Consider the following 16,804-nt stretch of genomic DNA (forward strand, 5'->3'; position numbering starts at 1 on the left):
GCAGGGCTTCGATCAGGGTGTCACTTGCTGACGCGCTCGACCTCGGGAAGCCCTTTGACGTCGTCGGGAGCCGCCGTCCGCGCCTCCAGCTCGGCGATCCGGCCCGCCAGCTCGCGCCGGCTGTCCTCGAGCTCGCAGCGCAGCAGCGCGATCTCCTCGACCGAGGTGCGCACCTCTTCCTCCAGGTGCCCCACCTCGGTGGACAGGTGCAGCGAGACCAGCGCCAGCACGACGCCGGCGAGGAGGAAGACGAAGTTCGACGGGGTTTCCACCCCGGTCAGCCGGGCCAGGAACTGCGCGGCCGAAGGGATCGCGGCCAGCACCACGACACCGATGGCGACGATCAGCCACACGCCCGCGTACTTCTCACGCAGCTTGCGCCGCCGCATCATCTCGAGGACGACGAACAGCACGATGCAGGCGACGACGATGCTGAGGATGCGCCAACCGGCCATTTCCACTTCCCCTTACGCCGAGTCGGACGAGTCGACCGCCGGGCGGCGGCGGACCAGCGCCAGCAGCAGTGCGAGCCCGGCCCGGCTCAGGTAGACGGCCGACTTCACGGGCGAGTGGCTCGGCGTGCCGGCCACCCGCTCCCGCATGACGACCGGGATTTCCTTGATGGTCAGCTTGGCCCGGATGGCCATCACCAGCGACTCGACGGTGTCACCGAGGTACTCCGCCGGGTAGTAGCCGGCGAAGAGCCGGATGGCGCGCGGGCCCATCGCCTTGAACCCCGACGTGACGTCGGTGAGCTTGGTCTTCGCCAGCCGCGAGAACACGAGCGAGAGCACGACCATGGCGTACTTGCGCGGCCCGCTCGCCTTGTACGAACCCTTGCCGGCGAACCGGGAGCCGATCACGATGTCCGCGTCGTCCAGGCCGCGCAGCAGGGCGTCGAGCTCGTCCGGGTCGTGCTGACCGTCCGCGTCCACCTGCACGACGACGTCGTACCCGCGGGCGGCGGCGTAGCGGAAGCCCGTGCGCATCGCGCCGCCGACACCCAGGTTCACCGAGAGCCGGGCCACCTCGGCACCGGCCGCGCGGGCCAGCTTGGCGGTGTCGTCGACCGAGCCGTCGTCGACGACGAGCAGGTCGCCGTCCGGCAGGGCCCGCTTCACCTGCTCGATGACCGACGCGACGCTCGCCGACTCGTTGAGGGCGGGCATCACGATGAGCACGCGGCGGCTGGTCACCGAGGTCGCCGAGGTCACAGACACGCGATCACTTTAGCCTTTCACTGCCCGTTACCGGCCGCGGACCCGGGCGCGGCACCGGCGGTGACGACACCCTGCTGGCCTTCGATCTCGTAGATCTTGACGCCGCCGTTGCGGTAGACCAGCTTGAAGCCGGGGCTGGTGTCGAGGTGCTGGAGCCCGACGTCGTTCTGCGTCGTCGCGGTGACCTTGCCTTCACCGACGAACGCGTACCGGACCTTCAGGTCGGTGAGCAGCTTCCGCACCTTCGGGTACTTCTCGACGTCGTTGCCGAACACGCTCAGGTAGCCCGCGTCGGTGTCGAATTCGGCGCCGTAGAAGTTCCACTGCGTCGGCATCACGCCGGCCAGCGCGTACATCCACACCGAGCCGTCGGCCTTGTCGTTCAGCACGTGCTCGCCCGGTGCGGTGTGCTGGGCGAGCCAGGTGAACGCGGCTTCCTCGTCCTTGCTGACCGACGGGCCGCCGCTGTAGTTGAGCTGCAGGCGGGCGGCGTTGCGGCCGATGTAGCCGCCGCGGCTCAGGCCGCCGACGACCAAGGCGAGCACGAGCACGCCGACCAGGGTGAGCGTGGCGGGCCGGAGCTTCGGCAGCCGGGGGGCGACCTTCTCGGCGAACCGCCCGGACGCCGTGTGCACGAACTCGCCGAACGCGACGCAGCCGGCCAGCGGCACCAGGGCCGCGACACGCCAGTTGTCGTTGTAGAAGGGGCTGCTCAGGGTGTGCACGAGGTCGTTTTCGAGCGACACGGTCGCCGCGAACAGCGCGCCCAGCACGATGTACGCGCCGACCATCCACATCATCCGGCGGTGCTTCACCAGCATGAACACGCCGATGATCGCCGGGACGCCGATCCACCACTGCGGGTACGCGGCCATCGGCGAGAACGTGATCGTTTCGCCGACCGCGCCGGAAACCGTCGCGTCCGACGCCCAGAACGCGCTGGTCACCCCGCCCGCGTTGTACAGCGACGGGAGCACCACCGGGATGCCGAAGGCGGCGGCCAGCAAGACGGTCGCGGCCAGCGACGGCAGCGAGCGGCGCCAGGTGATCGCCTCGAAGCGGAACAGGACCGCGACGAGGATCAGCAGGAAGTACACGATGACGACGAACACGACGCTGGTGTGCAGGCCGGAAAGCCCGGCGACCCCGACGCCGATGCCGACCGGCCCGGCGATCCCGCGGGGCTCCAGCAGGTGCCGGGCGACCGCGAGCATGGCCGGGATGAGCGCGACGCCGGCGACGAACGGCCACAGCGGACCGCGCCACAGCGAGTCGTACGGGAACACCGTGAAGCAGGCCGACACCGCCGCGGCCGCGGCCACGCCGATCGGCGGCATCCGCCAGGCGTGGCACATCGCGGCGACGCCGAGCGGCACGGTGAGGACCACCGCGAGCGCCGCCAGGTTCAGCGTCGGCATGATCGTCAGGCCGCCCTTGCCGAAGACCAGGGCGAGCAGCGCGTGGTAGGTGTCCGGGTAGAAGTAGTGCGTCTCGTTCGGCAGGTTCGCGATCGTGCCGACGGTCGACGGCCGGGCGTCGCCGTGCTCGGCGATCCAGCGGACGAGGTTGGCGTGGAACGGTGCGTCCCAGCCCTGCTGGACGTTGCCGATGTTCCGGACGCCGCGCAGGAAGGTGACGGTGCCGATCCCCATGCCGGCGGCGACGCCGAGGCCGATGAGGACGTGGTCGCGCACGCTGCGCGGCGGCCGCTCCGGCTCGGTCCAGTCGGGGTGGCGCCGCCGCGTGAACCGGGTCACGGCGAAGGCGAACGCGAACCCGACGGCCGAGAGGACGAGGGTCCACAGGGCGACGTTGAGCAGCGTCCAGCGGATGCCGAGCTTGCCCAGCACCGGGATGCCGAGCGCGACGAGGCCGAAGGTGAGCATGGGCGCGGCGGCGGCCAGCGTCCAGCCGCGCAACCGGATGACGGCGCCGAAGACGAGACCAGGCAGCCAGAACGCGAGCAAAACGAGTAGAACGTTCATCGAATTCGCTGTCCAAACCTTACCGGCATTTCACGCCGTTTCCCGTCCCCACCGGCGCGCCCGCAACGCACCTTACTGGGCCGCTACGGAGACGTTTCACCGGTGCCCGCGGTTGTCCCGGTAATCGTTTCCGGAGCCCGCCGCAGGACGAACGCGAGCACCACGGCCAGGCCCAGCGCCGGCGCGACGGCCAGCGCGACGACCGCGCGGAACACGGTGTCGCCCGGCAGCAGCACCAGCAGCAGGGACGCCGTGCCGGTGACCACGGCCCAGGTGACCAGCACGAGCTTGGCCTGGGTGCGGGCCACGAGCACGGCCGTGAGCAGCTGCATCGGCACCAGCAGCACCGACGACCAGACCAGCCCGGCGACCGACCAGCCGTCGATGTCGTAGCCGGGGCCGCTGACGAACCGCACGGCCCACGGGCCGAGCCACAGCCCGACCAGCGCGCCGAGCGCGGCCAGCACCAGCGACGCGAGCGCGCCGAGGGCGAGCACGCGGCGCAGCCGGTGCCTGCCCTCTTCGGTGACCGAGAGCCGGACGACGAACGGCACGGCCAGCGACTGCACCGGCCCGATCAGCGTCAGCGGCAGCCGCGCGATGACCAGCGCGGCGAACAGGGCACCCACGCGGTCGCCGTCGCCGCCCGGGGCGAGCAGGCCGACCAGCGCCGGGTAGCCGGTGATGACCGCCGCCGTCAGGGCCGCGCCGGTCAGCAGCATGCTCATCCGGCGGGTGGTGACGCCCCAGCCGTCGCCCTCGACGTGGACGTCGAGCAGCTGCCGGGCCGGGCGCGCGAACAGCAGCCAGGCGAACGAGCCGGCGGCGACCGCGATCGCCAGCGAAACGACGTTGTAGGCCACCGAGACGAACAGGACGCCGAGGATGAGCGCCCGCACGGCCGGTTCGGCGATCACCAGCAGTGAGAAGGACTTCACCTTGTGCTGCCCGATGAGCAGCCCGCGCGTACCGAACTGGCAGGCGAACGCGACGCCGCCGGCCAGCACGATGACCGCCAGCGACCACTCGCCGCGGAACAGCCGGTCGTTGACCGGCGGGATCAGCAGGGCGAGGGAGAACGCGGCCGCGACGACCACGCCGACCGCGACCGCCCGCAGCGCCGGCCGGCCCGCCTTGCCACCGGCGAGCGCGGCGACCGCGGACTGGCGCGAGAGCTCCTGCTCGAGCGGCGACAGGGTGCTGCCGAGGCCCATCACCAGGCCCCAGAACGTGACGAAGACGGCGTATTCCTGCGGCGGCAGCAGGCGCTGGCAGGCGACGGTGAGCAGGTAACCGAGGCCGATGGAGACGATCAGCGAGCCACCGAGGCTGCCCGCGGTCGTGCGTCCGCTGCGGGCCACGGCCGGCGTGGCGGCGTCGTCCACTTCGGTGCTCATCGGCGGCGGAGCCGGGTCCGCACGGCCATGGCCAGTCCCCGCAGGACACCGGCGCCGAAGCCGCCGGCGAACACCGGCAGCAGTTTGGTGACCGCGCGGGCCTCGGGGCCGGTCGCGCCGCACTTCTTGACGACCTCGCCCGCGGCGACCGCGCCGAGGACACCGGCGGCCAGCGTCGTCTTCGGCTTCTTCGCGGCGAAGAACAGGCCGACGACACCGGCGGCGAGCGCGCCGAACAGGGCGTTGCGGGCCGGCCCGGGCGAAGCGATGTAGGAGTCCACGTAGGTCGTGCCGCGGAAGTAGGCCTGCTGCGTGAACTTCTTGAACGAGTCGCGCCCGTTGTAGGTCGCCGACAGCTCCGGGGCCAGCCAGATCCGCTCGCGCTCGGCGATCCAGCGCAGCATGCGGGTGTCGTCGCTGGCGAACCGGATGTCGTCGAACAGCGACGCGAACGCCGTCACCGAACCTTCGAGGAGGCCGCGGCGGGCGCAGAAGAACGTCGTCCCCTTCGGGTAGACGTCGAACTCCTCGATGCCGTAGGACATCAGCCGCGGGTTCGCGCAGTACTTGCGCCAGGGCACCTTGACCAGGCCGGCCATGAAACCGGCGTACGGGTTGTGCTCGGAGGCGACGTTGATGTGGCCGTTCCAGACCGCGCGCTCGGGGTGGTCCACGAGCTGGTCGCGCAGGAACGTCAGGGTGTGCTCGTCCACGATGACGCGGCTGTCGAGCAGCGCGATCCACTCGCCGGACGACTTGGCGATGCCCGCGCGCCGGGCCTCGAAGCGGCCGCCGTTGGCCTGGCTGAGCACCGTGATGCCGTGGCGTTCGCGCAGGTCGTCGAGCCGCGCGGGTGTGGCGTCGGTGCTGCCGTCGTCGACCACGACGACCTCGATCGGCCAGCTCGCGGCCGATGCCGAAGCGAGCAGCGCGCCGACACTGCGTTCGATCCAGTCCTGCTCGTTGTAGACCGGGATCACGACGCTGAGCGAGGGGAGGAGCGGGTTCGCACTCACCGTGCCGAGGCTACCCGGCGGCCCCCGCGCCGGGTCGGCCAGTATCCTTACGCCACCGCACCCGACCGGAAATGGGCTCCTCTGGTGATTTCCTTCATTCTCGGCACCACCGCGGAACTGATCAAAATCGCGCCCGTCTACCACGGTATCCGCGAACGCGGGATGCGGCCGAAGATCTGGTTCACCGCCCAGCACGTCGACGAGGTCGCGGACGTCCTCGCGGACCTGGACATGCCGGCGCCGGACGTCTGGCTGGTGCCGGAGGACAAGGCCCACAACCTCGAGTCGCCGGCGCAGGTGCCCGGCTGGGCCGCGCAGGTGCTGCGCACCGCGTGGAGCCGCCGCCACGAACTGCGCGCGGCGCTGACCGAGGACGGCCGCCCGCCGCTGGTGCTGGTGCACGGCGACACGTTCACCACGCCGTACGGCTCGCTGATCGGGAAGCGGATCCTCAAGTCGCGCGTCGGGCACGTCGAGGCGGGCGCGCGGTCGGGCAGCATCCTCTCGCCGCTGCCGGAGGAGCTGAACCGCAAGATCGCGGCGAAGATCGTCGACATCCACTTCGCGCCGAGCATCCGCGAGGTCAACAACCTGCGCCACGCCCGCGGCGTTGTGGTCGACACCGAGGCGAACACGGCGATCGACGCGATGCGCCTGGCCATCAACCAGCCGCTGGACGTGCCGAACCTGCCGGAGAAGTTCGGCCTGGCCACGCTGCACCGCTTCGAGCTGGTCTCCCGCCCGGACAAGTACCGCGAGGCGCTGGAGATCCTGCGCGAGCAGAGCCGCCGGATGCCGATCCTGTATATGGCCGGCGCGCCGGAGCGCGAGAAGATCCGCTCGCTGGGCATCGGGAACATCTTCGACGACCAGTTCATCGTCCAGCCGAAGATGCGGTACCTGAAGTTCCTGCCGCTGGTGGCGCGCGCCGAGTACGTCGTCACCGATTCCGGTGGTCTTTCGGCGGAGTGCTACTACCTCGGCCTGCCCTGCGCGGTGCACCGCGAGCGCACGGAGACGCCGCAGCACCTCGGCGAGACGGTCGTCCTGACGGAAATGCGCGGCGACAAGCTGCAGAACTTCCTCGACACCTACCAGAACCGCCGCGGCGAGTCCTGGATGGACAAGTACCACCCGTCCGAGATCGTCGTCAACACGCTCGCGCAGCTCGGCTACTGCTAGGTCCTTCGTCCGGGTGACCTCCCGTTTCTCCGGGAGGCAGCCGGGCAAAGCATCGCCATGATCCACATCGGACTGGCGGCGCTGCTGGTGGTCAGCCCACCGCCCATCGACCAGGGCTCCATCCGCGACGCCGCGCTGGCGGCGGGCTACCAGGAGGCGTACGTCGCCGCGGCGGGCCCGATCGCCCGCGCGATCCACGCGGCGTACGACATCCCGGCGTCGGTCACGGTGGCGCAGGCGATCCTGGAGTCGAACTGGGGCCGCAGCAAGCTGTCCACCGCCGAGCTGAACCACTTCGGCTTCAAGTGCGTGACGCCGACGAACCCGGGGCCGATCGCGCTGCGCTGCGCGCGGTACCCGACGACGGAATGCGTACCGGCACCGTGCCACCCGGTGGACGCGTTCTTCCGCTCGTACGCGTCGATCGAGGACTCGTTCCGCGACTACGGCCGCCTGCTGACGACGAGCGCGAACTACGCGGCGGCGCTGCCGGTGCGCACGGACCCCGACGCGTTCATCCGGGCGGTGGCGAAGAAGTACGCCACCGACCCGGAGTACGCGAACAAGGTGATCAGGCTGGTGAACCTGTACGACCTGCGCCGGTTCGACCGGTGAGGAACCCGGCCGGCTCGAGCCGGCCGTCCGGGGTGGCCGGGTTGAGCCAGGCCGGGCGGACCGCCGAGAGCAGCAGCAGTCCCAGGGCCAGCGCCACGTACAGCGTGTGGGCGACGGCCTGCAGCAAGGGCGAGTAGTGCTCCGGGAGGATCACCAGGCCCACCAAGGGGACGTCCGAGCGGCCCGAGCCCACCTTCCAGGGCAGCACGAGCAGGTAGGCCACGACCAGCAGCGCCGCCGGCCACCACGCGCGGGAGCGGAGGGCGCCGCACGCCGCCATCACGAAGAACGGGATGAACCAGACCCAGTAGTGCGTCCAGGTCCAGGGCGTCACCAGGACCATCACCACGCCCACCACGCTCAGCGCCAGCAGTTCGCGGTTCTGGCGGTGCGCCCGCACGGCGATCCACAGGGCGGCCAGCGCGAGCACCGCGGCCACCGGGATCCAGATCTTGCCCGGCACGTCCGCGATGTCCAGCAGGCGGGCCAGTGCGCCGCGGATCGACTGGTTCTCCGGGGACATCGCGTCGTTGTCACCCGTGATGCGCGAGGGATCCGCCAGGTTCGCCGACCAGAACGCCGCCGAGTCGCGCGGGAAGGCCACGAAGCCGGCCAGCACCGTCGCGCCGAACGTCGCCACCGCGACACCCGCCGCCTTGAAGCGGCGCGTCACCAGCAGGTACACCACGAAGATCGCCGGGGTCAGCTTGATGCCGGCCGCCAGGCCGACGCCGGCGCCGGTCCACCAGCGGTTGCGGCCGGTCAGGTCGACCAGCACCAGCAGGAGCAGCAGCAGGTTCACCTGGCCGGCGGTGAAGTTCATCAGCACCGGCTGCAGCGGCAGCGCGAGCGCCGAGAGGGCCGCCGTCGCCGCGACCCGGCCGTGGTCGCGCGCGTACCCCAGCTGCCCCAGCGACACCCAGACGACGACCAGCAACGAGAACAGGTTCACCAGCACGGCGAACAGCGGCAGCAGCAGCTTCGGGACCACCGTCAGCGGGACGAACACCCCGGCCGCGAACGGGGTGTACTTGAACGTGCCGCCGATCGTCGGCAGGTGCGAGACGCCCGGCTCGTACAGCGGCATCCCGGCGCGCACCGCACTGCCCGTGGCCACATAGGACTTGAAGTCCTCGAGGTAGATCCCCGTCGCCGTCCAGACCCCGGCCCACACCGTGTAGCCGGCGAAGGCCAGCAGCAGCAGCGTCCCGGACAGCACCACCCACCACAGCGGCGCCGGCAAGCTGCGCTCGACCGGCTGTTCACGGACCACGACAGTCGCCATCTGATTTGTCCCCCTCGGCTGTGCGCGGGCCAGTGTAGTGCCCGAAACCGCCGGTTCGTCCGTCGCCCCGAAGGGCGGTGACGCCTAGAGCGCCCGGCGGCCCGAGAGGGCGCGGCCCAGGGTCAGCTCGTCGGCGAACTCCAGGTCACCGCCCATCGGGAGGCCCGACGCCAGCCGCGTGACCGACAGCCCCGGGAAGTCGCGCAGCATGCGGACGAGGTACGTCGCCGTGGCCTCGCCTTCGGTGTTGGGGTCCGTCGCGATGATGATCTCGCTGATGTCCGCCTCGCCGATCCGCTTGAGCAGCTCACGCATCCGCAGCTGCTCCGGGCCGATGCCCGAAAGCGGGTCGAGCGCGCCGCCGAGCACGTGGTACCGGCCCTTGAACTCGCGCGTGCGCTCGACCGCCAAGACGTCCTTCGGCTCCTCGACCACGCAGATGACCGTGAGGTCGCGGCGCTCGTCGCGGCAGATGCGGCACTTCGGGTGCTCGGAGACGTTGCCGCAGATCTCGCAGAACTGCACGCCGTCGGCGACCTTGCCGAGCACGTCCTGCAGCCGCGCGATGTCGGCCGGGTCGGTGGCCAGCAGGTGGAACGCGATCCGCTGGGCGCTCTTCGGCCCGACCCCCGGCAACCGCCCGAGCTCGTCGATCAGGTCCTGGACGACACCTTCGTACAAGTTCGTCAGCCGCCGAAGCCGAGGCTGCCGAGGTCCGGCATGCCGCCACCGCCGCCGAGCCCGCCGGCCAGCGGGCCGAGCTTCTGCTCGGTGAGCTTCTGGGCGCTCGCCGACGCGTCGCGGACCGCCGCGACGATCAGGTCGGACAGCGTCTCGACGTCGTCCGGGTCGACGACCTTCGGGTCGATCTGGAGGCTCTTCAGCTGGCTGTCACCGGAGACGGTCGCGGTGACCAGCCCGCCACCGGCACTGCCGGTGACCTCGGTGTTGGCGAGCTCTTCCTGGGCCTCGACGAGCTTCTGCTGCATCTGCTGCGCCTGCTGCATCAGCTGGGAAATGTCGAAGCCGCCGCCGGGTTGCACCATGATCGCACTCGGTCCTCTCTGCACGCCTGTGTCCCCACCAGGGTAGTCGCGCCACGCGAGGTGGCGGGCTGTGGCACCGTGGTCGCCGTGCGACGCGTGATTGCTCCCCTGCTGCTGGCCGGTGCCCTGCTGCTCACCGGCTGCTCGGACGACGCTCCGGCGGCGCCCGCGCCCGCTCCGGTGGTCACGCCGACGGCGTCTCCGACACCTTCGCCGACTCCTTCGCCCTCGCCGTCGCCTTCGCCTTCTTCGTCGCCTCCGTCCGTCACGCCGGCGGCCGGGAAGGTCGTCGTACTCGATCCCGGGCACAACGGCGGGAACGGTGCCCACCCGGCGGAGATCAACCGCCCGGTCCCGGCCGGGCGCGGGCAGACCAAGCCGTGCAACACCACCGGCACCGCGACCAACGCCGGCTACCCCGAGCACGCCTTCACCTTCGACGTCGCCCAGCGAGTCGGGAAAGCGCTGGCGGACAAGGGAATCCGCGTCGTCTACACGCGAGCGAACGACACCGGCGTCGGCCCCTGCGTCGACCGCCGGGCGGCGATCGGCAACGAGGCCGGCGCCGACGCGGTCGTCTCCATCCACGCCGACGGCTCGACCGCGGCCGGAGCGAACGGCTTCCACGTCGCGTATTCGTCACCGCCGCTGAACGCCGCACAGGGCCCACCTTCGACGCGGTTGGCGCAGACGTTGCGCGACACGATGCGCACGAGCGGCTTCAGCGCGGCGAACTACATCGGCACGAACGGCCTTTCGGCCCGCGCGGACCTGGCCGGCCTCAACCTCTCGACGCGCCCGGCCGCGCTGGTGGAGTGCGGCAACATGCGCAACGCGACCGAGGCGGCCCGCATGACGAGCGCGGCGGGGCGCCAGGAGTTCGCTGCGGCCATCGCCGCGGCGATCGAGGCCTACCTGGCCTCCTGAGCCTCGAGGACGGCCTCGCCGTGCTGCGTCGCCCACTTCGTGAGGATGCCGATCGGCTCGACGAGCGTCCGGCCGAGCTCGGTCAGGCAGTACTCGACGCGCGGCGGCGCTTCGGCGTACGCGCGGCGGTCGACCAGGCCGTAGCCCTGGAGTTTGCGCAGCGTCTGGGTGAGGACCTTGCGGGAGATGCCGCCGATGAGGCCGACCAGCTCGCCGTGCCGCCGCGGGCCGCGGCTGAGCGCGAACACGACGACGACCGCCCACTTGTCGGCGATCATCTCGATCGCCAGCCGGGCCGGGCAGTCGGCGAGGAAGACGTCGCCGGAGAAGTCACCCATGGGAACAAAGGTACCGAGCGGTACCTGTCGGGTTCCTAGTCTCGGAGGCATGGAACTTCCCGAAAGCTGCCACCGCCTGTTCGAGCGGCCGTTCAACGCCGTGCTGACGACCGTCGACCCGGACGGCTCGCCACAGACCTCGATGGTCTGGGCCAGCCGGGAGGGCGACGAGATCGTGATGGGCATGGAAGGCCGCCGTCCCAAGGTGCGCAACATCCGGCGCGACCCGCGCGTCACGGTGCTGATCGAGGACCACGACGAGCGCGACGCGCGCGGGCTGCCGCAGTACCTGCTGGTCCGGGGCACCGCCCGGGTGATCGGGCCGGACATCGCCGACGAGTTCACGGCGCTGATGGACCGGCAGGCCCGGCGCTACCTCGGCGTGGAGAAGTACGAGCTGGGCAACCAGGGCTCCCCGACGGCCGTGATCGTGCGGATCACGGCCGGCCGCGTCACGGGCATCGGCCCCTGGGCGTCCTGACCGGTCCCGAAGGGTCGGCTCGCGTCCGTGGAGCGTCGGCTCGCCAGCCGACCGTCCGCGTACGTGAGCCGACTCTCCGGGTCAGTCGAGGGGGCGGGCGCCGAGGTGCTCCGAGAGGAGTTTGCGGGCCAGCTCGTCCGGGTCCTTGTCCGGTGGGGGCGGGGGTGGCGGCGGGGCCGGGCTGGCGTCCTCGTTGTAGAGGTCCTCGTCGTCCTCGTCGGAGGGTTCCGGGGGCAGCGGGATGTCCGGTTCGGTCGTCGTGACCTTGGGCCGCGCCGGTGCCGGCGGCGGGGTCGCCGGGCGGGCGGGCGGCGCGGCGGCCGGTGCGGCGGGCGGTGCGGCCGCCGACTGGCGGGTGAACGACCGTTCCGGCGCGGGTGCCGCCTGCTGCGGACGCGCGGCGGGCGTCGCCGGGGCGTTGCCGTGGACGCAGCGGACCTGCCAGTCGCCGCCCAGGACGTCGGTCAGGGCGCCGGCGATCTTGCGGGCGTTGTCCTGATCGGACAGGCGGCGGGCCAGCGGCTCGGACTTGTGGGTCAGCGTCAGGGCGTTGCCCTCGACGCTCGCCACCGTGGCCTGCGTCAGCATCGCCTCGATGCTGCGGCCGCCGGTGAACTTGCGCAGCGCGGTCATCAGCTGCGGCCAGATGTTCCGGATCCCGGCCGCGTCCATCCCGCCCGGCGTCGTGGCCGCGGCGGGCGCGGCTTCCGGCGCGGGGGCGGCGGCCGCGGGGGCGGGCGGGCCGCCACCGGGGGTCCGCACCGCACCCCAGCCGCCGTCGGACGGCGGGGTCGCGGGTGCAGCGGCAGCCGGAGCGGGCGTGCCGCCACCGGGCGTCCGCGGGCTTCCCCACCCGCTGTCCGCAGCCTGCGCGGGTGTGCCGGCCCGGCCGTCGTCCGCGGCCCCGTCGGCCGGCGGGGCCGTCGAAGCCGCGGCTGCCGGAGCCGGCGGACGCGCGGGTTCGGCGGCCGGGCGCGCGGGCGGCTTGACCGGCTCCGGCACCGGTGCCGGGCCCGCCGACGACGCCCGCTGCGAAGGCCTCGAAAACTCGCGGTCCGACGCCGCACGCACCGGCGGCTCCACGCCGCCCTCGGCGGGCGCGCCGCCTCCGCCGGCCAGCGTCGCCCGGCGCTCCAGCCGCTCGATCCGGGCCAGCAGCGCCTTTTCCGCGTCGGTCACCGAAGGCAGCAGCATCCGTGCGCACAGCAGCTCGAGCACGAGCCGGGGCGACGTCGCACCCCGCATCTCCAGAAGTCCATTGTGGACGATGTCGGAGTAGCGCGAGAGGGTGCCGAGGCCGATCCGCTCGGCCTGCGCGACCATCCGCGACAGCTCCTCCTCCGGCGCGGACACCAGCCCGCCCGCGGACTCGGGCACGGCGCGCAGCAGCACCAGGTCGCGCAGCCGGTCGAGCAGGTCGGTCGCGAAGCGGCGCGGGTCGTGGCCGGCCTCGGTGAGCTTCTCGACCGTGCCGAACACCGTCGCGGCGTCCTCGGTCGACAGGGCGTCGACCATGTCGTCGATCAGCGCGACGTCGGTGACGCCCAGCAGCGAGACGGCCCGCGAGTACGAGACGCCTTCCGGGCCGGCCCCGGCGAGCAGCTGGTCGAGCACCGACTGCGTGTCCCGCGCCGACCCGCCGCCCGCGCGGATGACCAGCGGGTACACCGCCGGTTCGACCTCGACGCCCTCGGCCGCGATGTTGCGCTCCAGCAGGCTGCGCATCGAGCTCGGCGGGATCAGCCGGAACGGGTAGTGGTGCGTGCGCGAGCGGATGGTGGTGAGCACCTTCTCCGGCTCGGTGGTGGCGAAGATGAAGATGACGTGTTCCGGCGGCTCTTCCACGATCTTCAGCAGGGCGTTGAAGCCCTGCGTGGTGACCATGTGCGCCTCGTCGATGATGAACACGCGGTAGCGCGACTCGGCCGGGGCGTAGAACGCCTTGTCGCGCAGCTCGCGGGCGTCGTCGACACCACCGTGGCTGGCGGCGTCGAGTTCCGTGACGTCGACGCTGCCCGGCCCCTCCGGCGCCAGGGCCTTGCACGAGTTGCACTCGCCGCACGGATCCGGCGTCGGCCCCTTGGCGCAGTTCAGCGAGCGCGCCATGATGCGCGCGCTGGACGTCTTGCCGCAGCCGCGGGGACCGGAGAAGAGGTAGGCGTGGTTGATCCGCCCGGCGGACAACGCCGTGCGGAGGGGTTCGGTCACATGCTCCTGACCGACGACCTCGGCGAAGGTCGCCGGACGGTACTTGCGGTACAGCGCTAGAGCCACGCCCGTGAATCTACCGCGACGCGAAGCGTCTCCGTTGAGGGCGGTGGCGGGGGCATGGATGGAGTACCGGGCACGTCCGACAACCTTCGCCGTGCGGTCAGGGCAGCTGGGCCAGCAGCGCGTTCACCTTGGCGACGTGCTCCGCGGTGAACGCGTCCCGCGCCCGGGCCTTGACCAGGTCCTTCTCCAGGTAGGGCGCCAGACCCGACTCCGGGCCGTCCAGGACGCCCTGCGCGACGGCGTTGACCTCCGGGCCGTCCGACAGCGTCCGGGTCACCTCGACCCGCAGGTCGATCAGGTGCGCGGTGTACTGGCCGGTGGCCAGGAACGCGCGGACGTCGGCCACGCTGCCGTCGAGGGCCTGCTGCGCCCACGACTTCGTCGCCGGGCCACCGGCCGCCATGATCTGGTTGACCTCGACGCGGTCGTCGGTGTCCCGGCCCGGGTAGTCACCGGTGCGCAGCAGCGCGGCGACACCGGCGTACGGCCCGGCGAGCGCGTCACGAGCCGCCTGGCGCAGGCCCGGGCGGGCCTGGGGGTCCGCCGCGATCGCCGCGACGGCGGCGCGGTCGTCGGACTCCTGCGCGACGGCGAGGCCACCGCGCACGAACGCGACGACGTCGTCATCGGATCCGCTCAGCGCGGCGCGGGCGGCGTCCTTGACGGCGGCGCCGCCGTTGCGCAGCAGGTAGACGGCCGCGCGACGGCCGTTCGGCACGGTCAGCGCCGGGTCGGCCGCGTCGGCGAGCAGCTTGTTGTTGTCCGTCTTGGCCTGCGCGGCGCGTGCCGCGGCTTCGCGGGCCTGCTGCTGCGCGGCGGCCTCGGCACCCGCGGCGGCCTGGCCGCTCTGCTGGGCCGCGGCCTCCTGGGCGGCGAGCCGGTCGGCGTTCGCCTTCCGCGCGTCCGAAGCGATCTTCGCGGCCTGTTCCGCGGCGAGCTTCACCACGAGGGGACGGTGGGCGGCCGCGGCCGCCTTGGCCCCGTCGAGCCGGCCCTGCACCGCGGTGAGCTCGGTGTCGTTGTTCGCGGCGACCTGCCGCCAGAGCGCGAGGAAGTACCGGACGTCGTCGGGGGTGCCGTCGAGGGCCGTCTGCGCGGCGGCCTTGACCTCGGGACCGCCGGCGGCCAGAGCCTGGTTCGCCGCGATGCGCTCGTCGAGCTCCTGCGCCTGCTGCAGGCCGGTCTCGAGGAAGGCGCGCACGTCGGCGGGGGTGCCGTCGAGCGCCTTCTGCGCCCGGGCGTTGACGGTCGGGCCGCCGGTGTTGGTGGCCTGGGCGACGGCGATCCGGTCGTCGGCGATCCGGGCCTGGGCCAGCCCGGTGGCCAGGAACTCGCGGATGTCGGCCTGGGTGCCGTCGAGCGCCTTCTGGGCGGCGCGCTTGGTGACCGGGCCACCGGTGCTCATGGCCTGGGCGACGCGGACCCGGTCGTCGTCGTCCTGGGCCCGCTGACGGCCGGTGGTCAGGAAGGTCTGCAGGTCGGCGGATGAGCCGAGCAACGCCGTTTCGGCGGCCCGGGCCACGCCGGGGCCGCCGGTCTCCAGGAGCGAGACGGCCTGGGCCCGGTCGGACAGGACGTCCGCGGCCGCCGGCGTCGCGAAGACGGCGGCGGTGAGTGCCGCGGCGACGATTACTGCGTTCGCACGCAAGGAAAAACCCCCTCGATCGATGATCGTTCCGTTCCCTTATCGCGCGGGTGGTCGGAATGTTTCCGATAACCTCGGGCTTCGTGAGCCGTATGCGGAAGGCCGAGCCGGTGCCCGGGCGGTACCCGGTGCGGTTCGGCACGGCGGAGCTGGTCCGCGACACCGGCCGCGGCAACGCGTGGCTGGTGTCGGTGGACGGGGTCGCGCAGTCGTACGTCGACCTCGACGACCCGGCCCACCTGGAGTTCGACTACGTCCGCCGGTTCGGGGACGTGGTGGACCGGCTGCCGCCGGGACAGCTGGACGCGCTCCACATCGGCGGGGCGGCGTGCACGCTGCCGCGGTACGTGGCGGCATCGCGGCCGGGCTCGCGGCAGCTGGTGTTCGACGCCGACGGCGAGCTGGTGGAGCTGGTCCGCACGCAGCTGGGGCTGCGGGTACCGGGCCTGCGCGTCCGGGTGACGGACGGCCGCGAAGGCCTGTCGACGCGCCGCGACGATTCGGCGGACCTGGTGGTGGTCGACGCGTTCGAGCGCGCCACGCTGGCCGGCGGCCTCGCAACCCTGGAGGCGACGAGGGCGATCGCGAACATCTTGCGAGCCGGCGGCGTCTACCTGGCGAACATCACGGACGGCTCGGGCCTGCCGTTCGCCCGCCGTTTCCTGGCCACGCTGCACGAGGTGTTCCCGGCGGTCCTGCTTCTGGCGGATCCGGCGGTGCTGCGCGGCCGCCGCTTCGGCAACCTGGTCCTGGCGGCCTCGGCGAGCAACCTCCCCACAGCGGAGATCGCCCGGAGGACGGCCTCGGCAGCATTCCCGGCAAGGTGCGTACACGGCCCGGAGCTGCAAAAACTGGCCGGCCGAGCGGCCCCGATAACGGACACGGACACACCCCCACCGCCCCAGCCCCCAAAGGACGTCCTGGGCCTGTTCTAGCCCAACCTCAAACGCCCCAATGTGGCGTTCGGTGCATCCAACGCACCGAACGCCACATTGGGTGCATCCAACGCACCCAACGCCACATTGGGGCGCATCACCCAGGCCGCCGCGGCAGCCACGGCAGACCTCGCAGGCGCGGCGGCAGCCGTGGCAGAGCTCGCAAGCCGCGAGGAAGCCGCGGCAGCTCCCCCAGGTCACGGCGGCAGCCGCGGCAGATCCCGCAGGCCGCGAGGAAGCCGCGGCAGACCTCGCAGGTCGCGACGGAGGCACCGTGGGGGTCCGGGGGCTCGGCCCCCGGGCAGAAGAACGAAGTGAAGGCCCGGCGAAGGGGCGAAGCCCCGAAGCCCGGAGCCGAAAAGAAGGGGACCCCGCGCACCCGTCAGAGCCTGCTTATCCTTGCTGCCTTCCGGCCCTGGGGAGGTTCACAGGGTGGACGCCGCGCGGGGTCCGTGGAT

Annotated in this window: 16 protein-coding genes and 1 other RNA gene; 5 read left to right on the forward strand and 12 right to left on the reverse strand. The window is 72.2% G+C overall.

The features are described 5' to 3' along the window. Positions 1–20: 20 nt before the first annotated feature. The 5 genes from Q5425_RS13380 to Q5425_RS13400 all read right to left on the reverse strand — a co-directional run bounded on the left by Q5425_RS13380 (position 21) and on the right by Q5425_RS13400 (position 5,618). Entirely contained in the window at positions 21–455 is a 435-nt protein-coding gene (locus tag Q5425_RS13380; protein ID WP_308672518.1) for a DUF2304 domain-containing protein, read from the reverse strand. Between the two features lie 12 nt (positions 456–467). Next, the gene (locus Q5425_RS13385) at positions 468–1,169 is read right to left on the reverse strand and encodes a glycosyltransferase family 2 protein (RefSeq protein ID WP_396135165.1); all 702 of its coding nucleotides are present in this window, start codon (positions 1,167–1,169) and stop codon (positions 468–470) included. Between the two features lie 68 nt (positions 1,170–1,237). Further along, complete coding sequence (locus tag Q5425_RS13390) at positions 1,238–3,205, reverse strand: DUF6541 family protein (RefSeq protein ID WP_308672519.1); 1,968 nt, start codon at positions 3,203–3,205, stop codon at positions 1,238–1,240. Positions 3,206–3,288: 83 nt separating this feature from the next. Next, positions 3,289–4,602, reverse strand: a complete 1,314-nt coding sequence (locus Q5425_RS13395; RefSeq protein WP_308672520.1) for a hypothetical protein — start codon at positions 4,600–4,602, stop codon at positions 3,289–3,291. Continuing rightward, positions 4,599–5,618 carry a glycosyltransferase family A protein gene (locus Q5425_RS13400; protein WP_308672521.1) on the reverse strand — a complete coding sequence of 340 codons (1,020 nt, stop codon included), beginning with the start codon at positions 5,616–5,618 and terminating at the stop codon, positions 4,599–4,601. Before Q5425_RS13400 ends, Q5425_RS13395 begins: the two co-directional genes overlap by 4 nt. An 84-nt stretch (positions 5,619–5,702) precedes the next feature. Between Q5425_RS13400 and Q5425_RS13405 the strand changes: the two genes are divergently transcribed. Both Q5425_RS13405 and Q5425_RS13410 read left to right on the forward strand, forming a co-directional pair. Continuing rightward, the gene (locus tag Q5425_RS13405) at positions 5,703–6,800 is read left to right on the forward strand and encodes a UDP-N-acetylglucosamine 2-epimerase (RefSeq protein WP_308672522.1); all 1,098 of its coding nucleotides are present in this window, start codon (positions 5,703–5,705) and stop codon (positions 6,798–6,800) included. A gap of 57 nt (positions 6,801–6,857) precedes the next feature. Continuing rightward, positions 6,858–7,415: a glucosaminidase domain-containing protein gene (locus Q5425_RS13410; RefSeq protein WP_308672523.1), complete on the forward strand. Its 558-nt coding sequence runs from the start codon at positions 6,858–6,860 to the stop codon at positions 7,413–7,415. Here Q5425_RS13410 and Q5425_RS13415 read toward each other — a convergent pair. The 3 genes from Q5425_RS13415 to Q5425_RS13425 all read right to left on the reverse strand — a co-directional run bounded on the left by Q5425_RS13415 (position 7,372) and on the right by Q5425_RS13425 (position 9,746). Next, the gene (locus Q5425_RS13415) at positions 7,372–8,700 is read right to left on the reverse strand and encodes a glycosyltransferase 87 family protein (protein ID WP_308672524.1); all 1,329 of its coding nucleotides are present in this window, start codon (positions 8,698–8,700) and stop codon (positions 7,372–7,374) included. The two genes, Q5425_RS13410 and Q5425_RS13415, sit on opposite strands and share 44 nt — an antisense overlap. A gap of 84 nt (positions 8,701–8,784) precedes the next feature. Then, positions 8,785–9,381 carry a recombination mediator RecR gene (gene recR / locus Q5425_RS13420; RefSeq protein ID WP_308672525.1) on the reverse strand — a complete coding sequence of 199 codons (597 nt, stop codon included), beginning with the start codon at positions 9,379–9,381 and terminating at the stop codon, positions 8,785–8,787. 5 nt (positions 9,382–9,386) lie between these two features. Continuing rightward, the gene (locus Q5425_RS13425; protein WP_125308395.1) at positions 9,387–9,746 is read right to left on the reverse strand and encodes a YbaB/EbfC family nucleoid-associated protein; all 360 of its coding nucleotides are present in this window, start codon (positions 9,744–9,746) and stop codon (positions 9,387–9,389) included. Positions 9,747–9,824: 78 nt separating this feature from the next. Here Q5425_RS13425 and Q5425_RS13430 point away from each other — a divergent pair, with 78 nt between their 5' ends. Further along, complete coding sequence (locus Q5425_RS13430) at positions 9,825–10,673, forward strand: N-acetylmuramoyl-L-alanine amidase (RefSeq protein ID WP_308672526.1); 849 nt, start codon at positions 9,825–9,827, stop codon at positions 10,671–10,673. Here Q5425_RS13430 and Q5425_RS13435 read toward each other — a convergent pair. Then, complete coding sequence (locus Q5425_RS13435) at positions 10,658–11,011, reverse strand: helix-turn-helix domain-containing protein (RefSeq protein ID WP_308672527.1); 354 nt, start codon at positions 11,009–11,011, stop codon at positions 10,658–10,660. The genes Q5425_RS13430 and Q5425_RS13435 overlap by 16 nt on opposite strands. Before the next feature lie 49 nt (positions 11,012–11,060). On the opposite strand from Q5425_RS13435, the gene Q5425_RS13440 reads away from it, so the two are divergent. Then, positions 11,061–11,492: a TIGR03618 family F420-dependent PPOX class oxidoreductase gene (locus Q5425_RS13440; RefSeq protein ID WP_308672528.1), complete on the forward strand. Its 432-nt coding sequence runs from the start codon at positions 11,061–11,063 to the stop codon at positions 11,490–11,492. Between the two features lie 81 nt (positions 11,493–11,573). On the opposite strand, the gene Q5425_RS13445 is transcribed toward Q5425_RS13440, so the two are convergent. Both Q5425_RS13445 and Q5425_RS13450 read right to left on the reverse strand, forming a co-directional pair. After that, complete coding sequence (locus Q5425_RS13445) at positions 11,574–13,766, reverse strand: DNA polymerase III subunit gamma and tau (protein WP_308672529.1); 2,193 nt, start codon at positions 13,764–13,766, stop codon at positions 11,574–11,576. 97 nt (positions 13,767–13,863) lie between these two features. Further along, positions 13,864–15,414 carry an ALF repeat-containing protein gene (locus Q5425_RS13450; RefSeq protein WP_308672530.1) on the reverse strand — a complete coding sequence of 517 codons (1,551 nt, stop codon included), beginning with the start codon at positions 15,412–15,414 and terminating at the stop codon, positions 13,864–13,866. An 89-nt stretch (positions 15,415–15,503) separates the two neighbouring features. Here Q5425_RS13450 and Q5425_RS13455 point away from each other — a divergent pair, with 89 nt between their 5' ends. Then, positions 15,504–16,346, forward strand: coding sequence for a fused MFS/spermidine synthase (locus Q5425_RS13455; protein WP_308672542.1), 843 nt, complete (start codon positions 15,504–15,506; stop codon positions 16,344–16,346). A gap of 360 nt (positions 16,347–16,706) precedes the next feature. Here the strand turns inward: Q5425_RS13455 and ffs are convergent. Next, positions 16,707–16,801: signal recognition particle sRNA small type (ffs, locus tag Q5425_RS13460), an RNA gene on the reverse strand. Positions 16,802–16,804: the final 3 nt, after the last annotated feature.

It is taken from the genome of Amycolatopsis sp. A133, from assembly GCF_031082405.1.
Taxonomy (GTDB): domain Bacteria; phylum Actinomycetota; class Actinomycetes; order Mycobacteriales; family Pseudonocardiaceae; genus Amycolatopsis.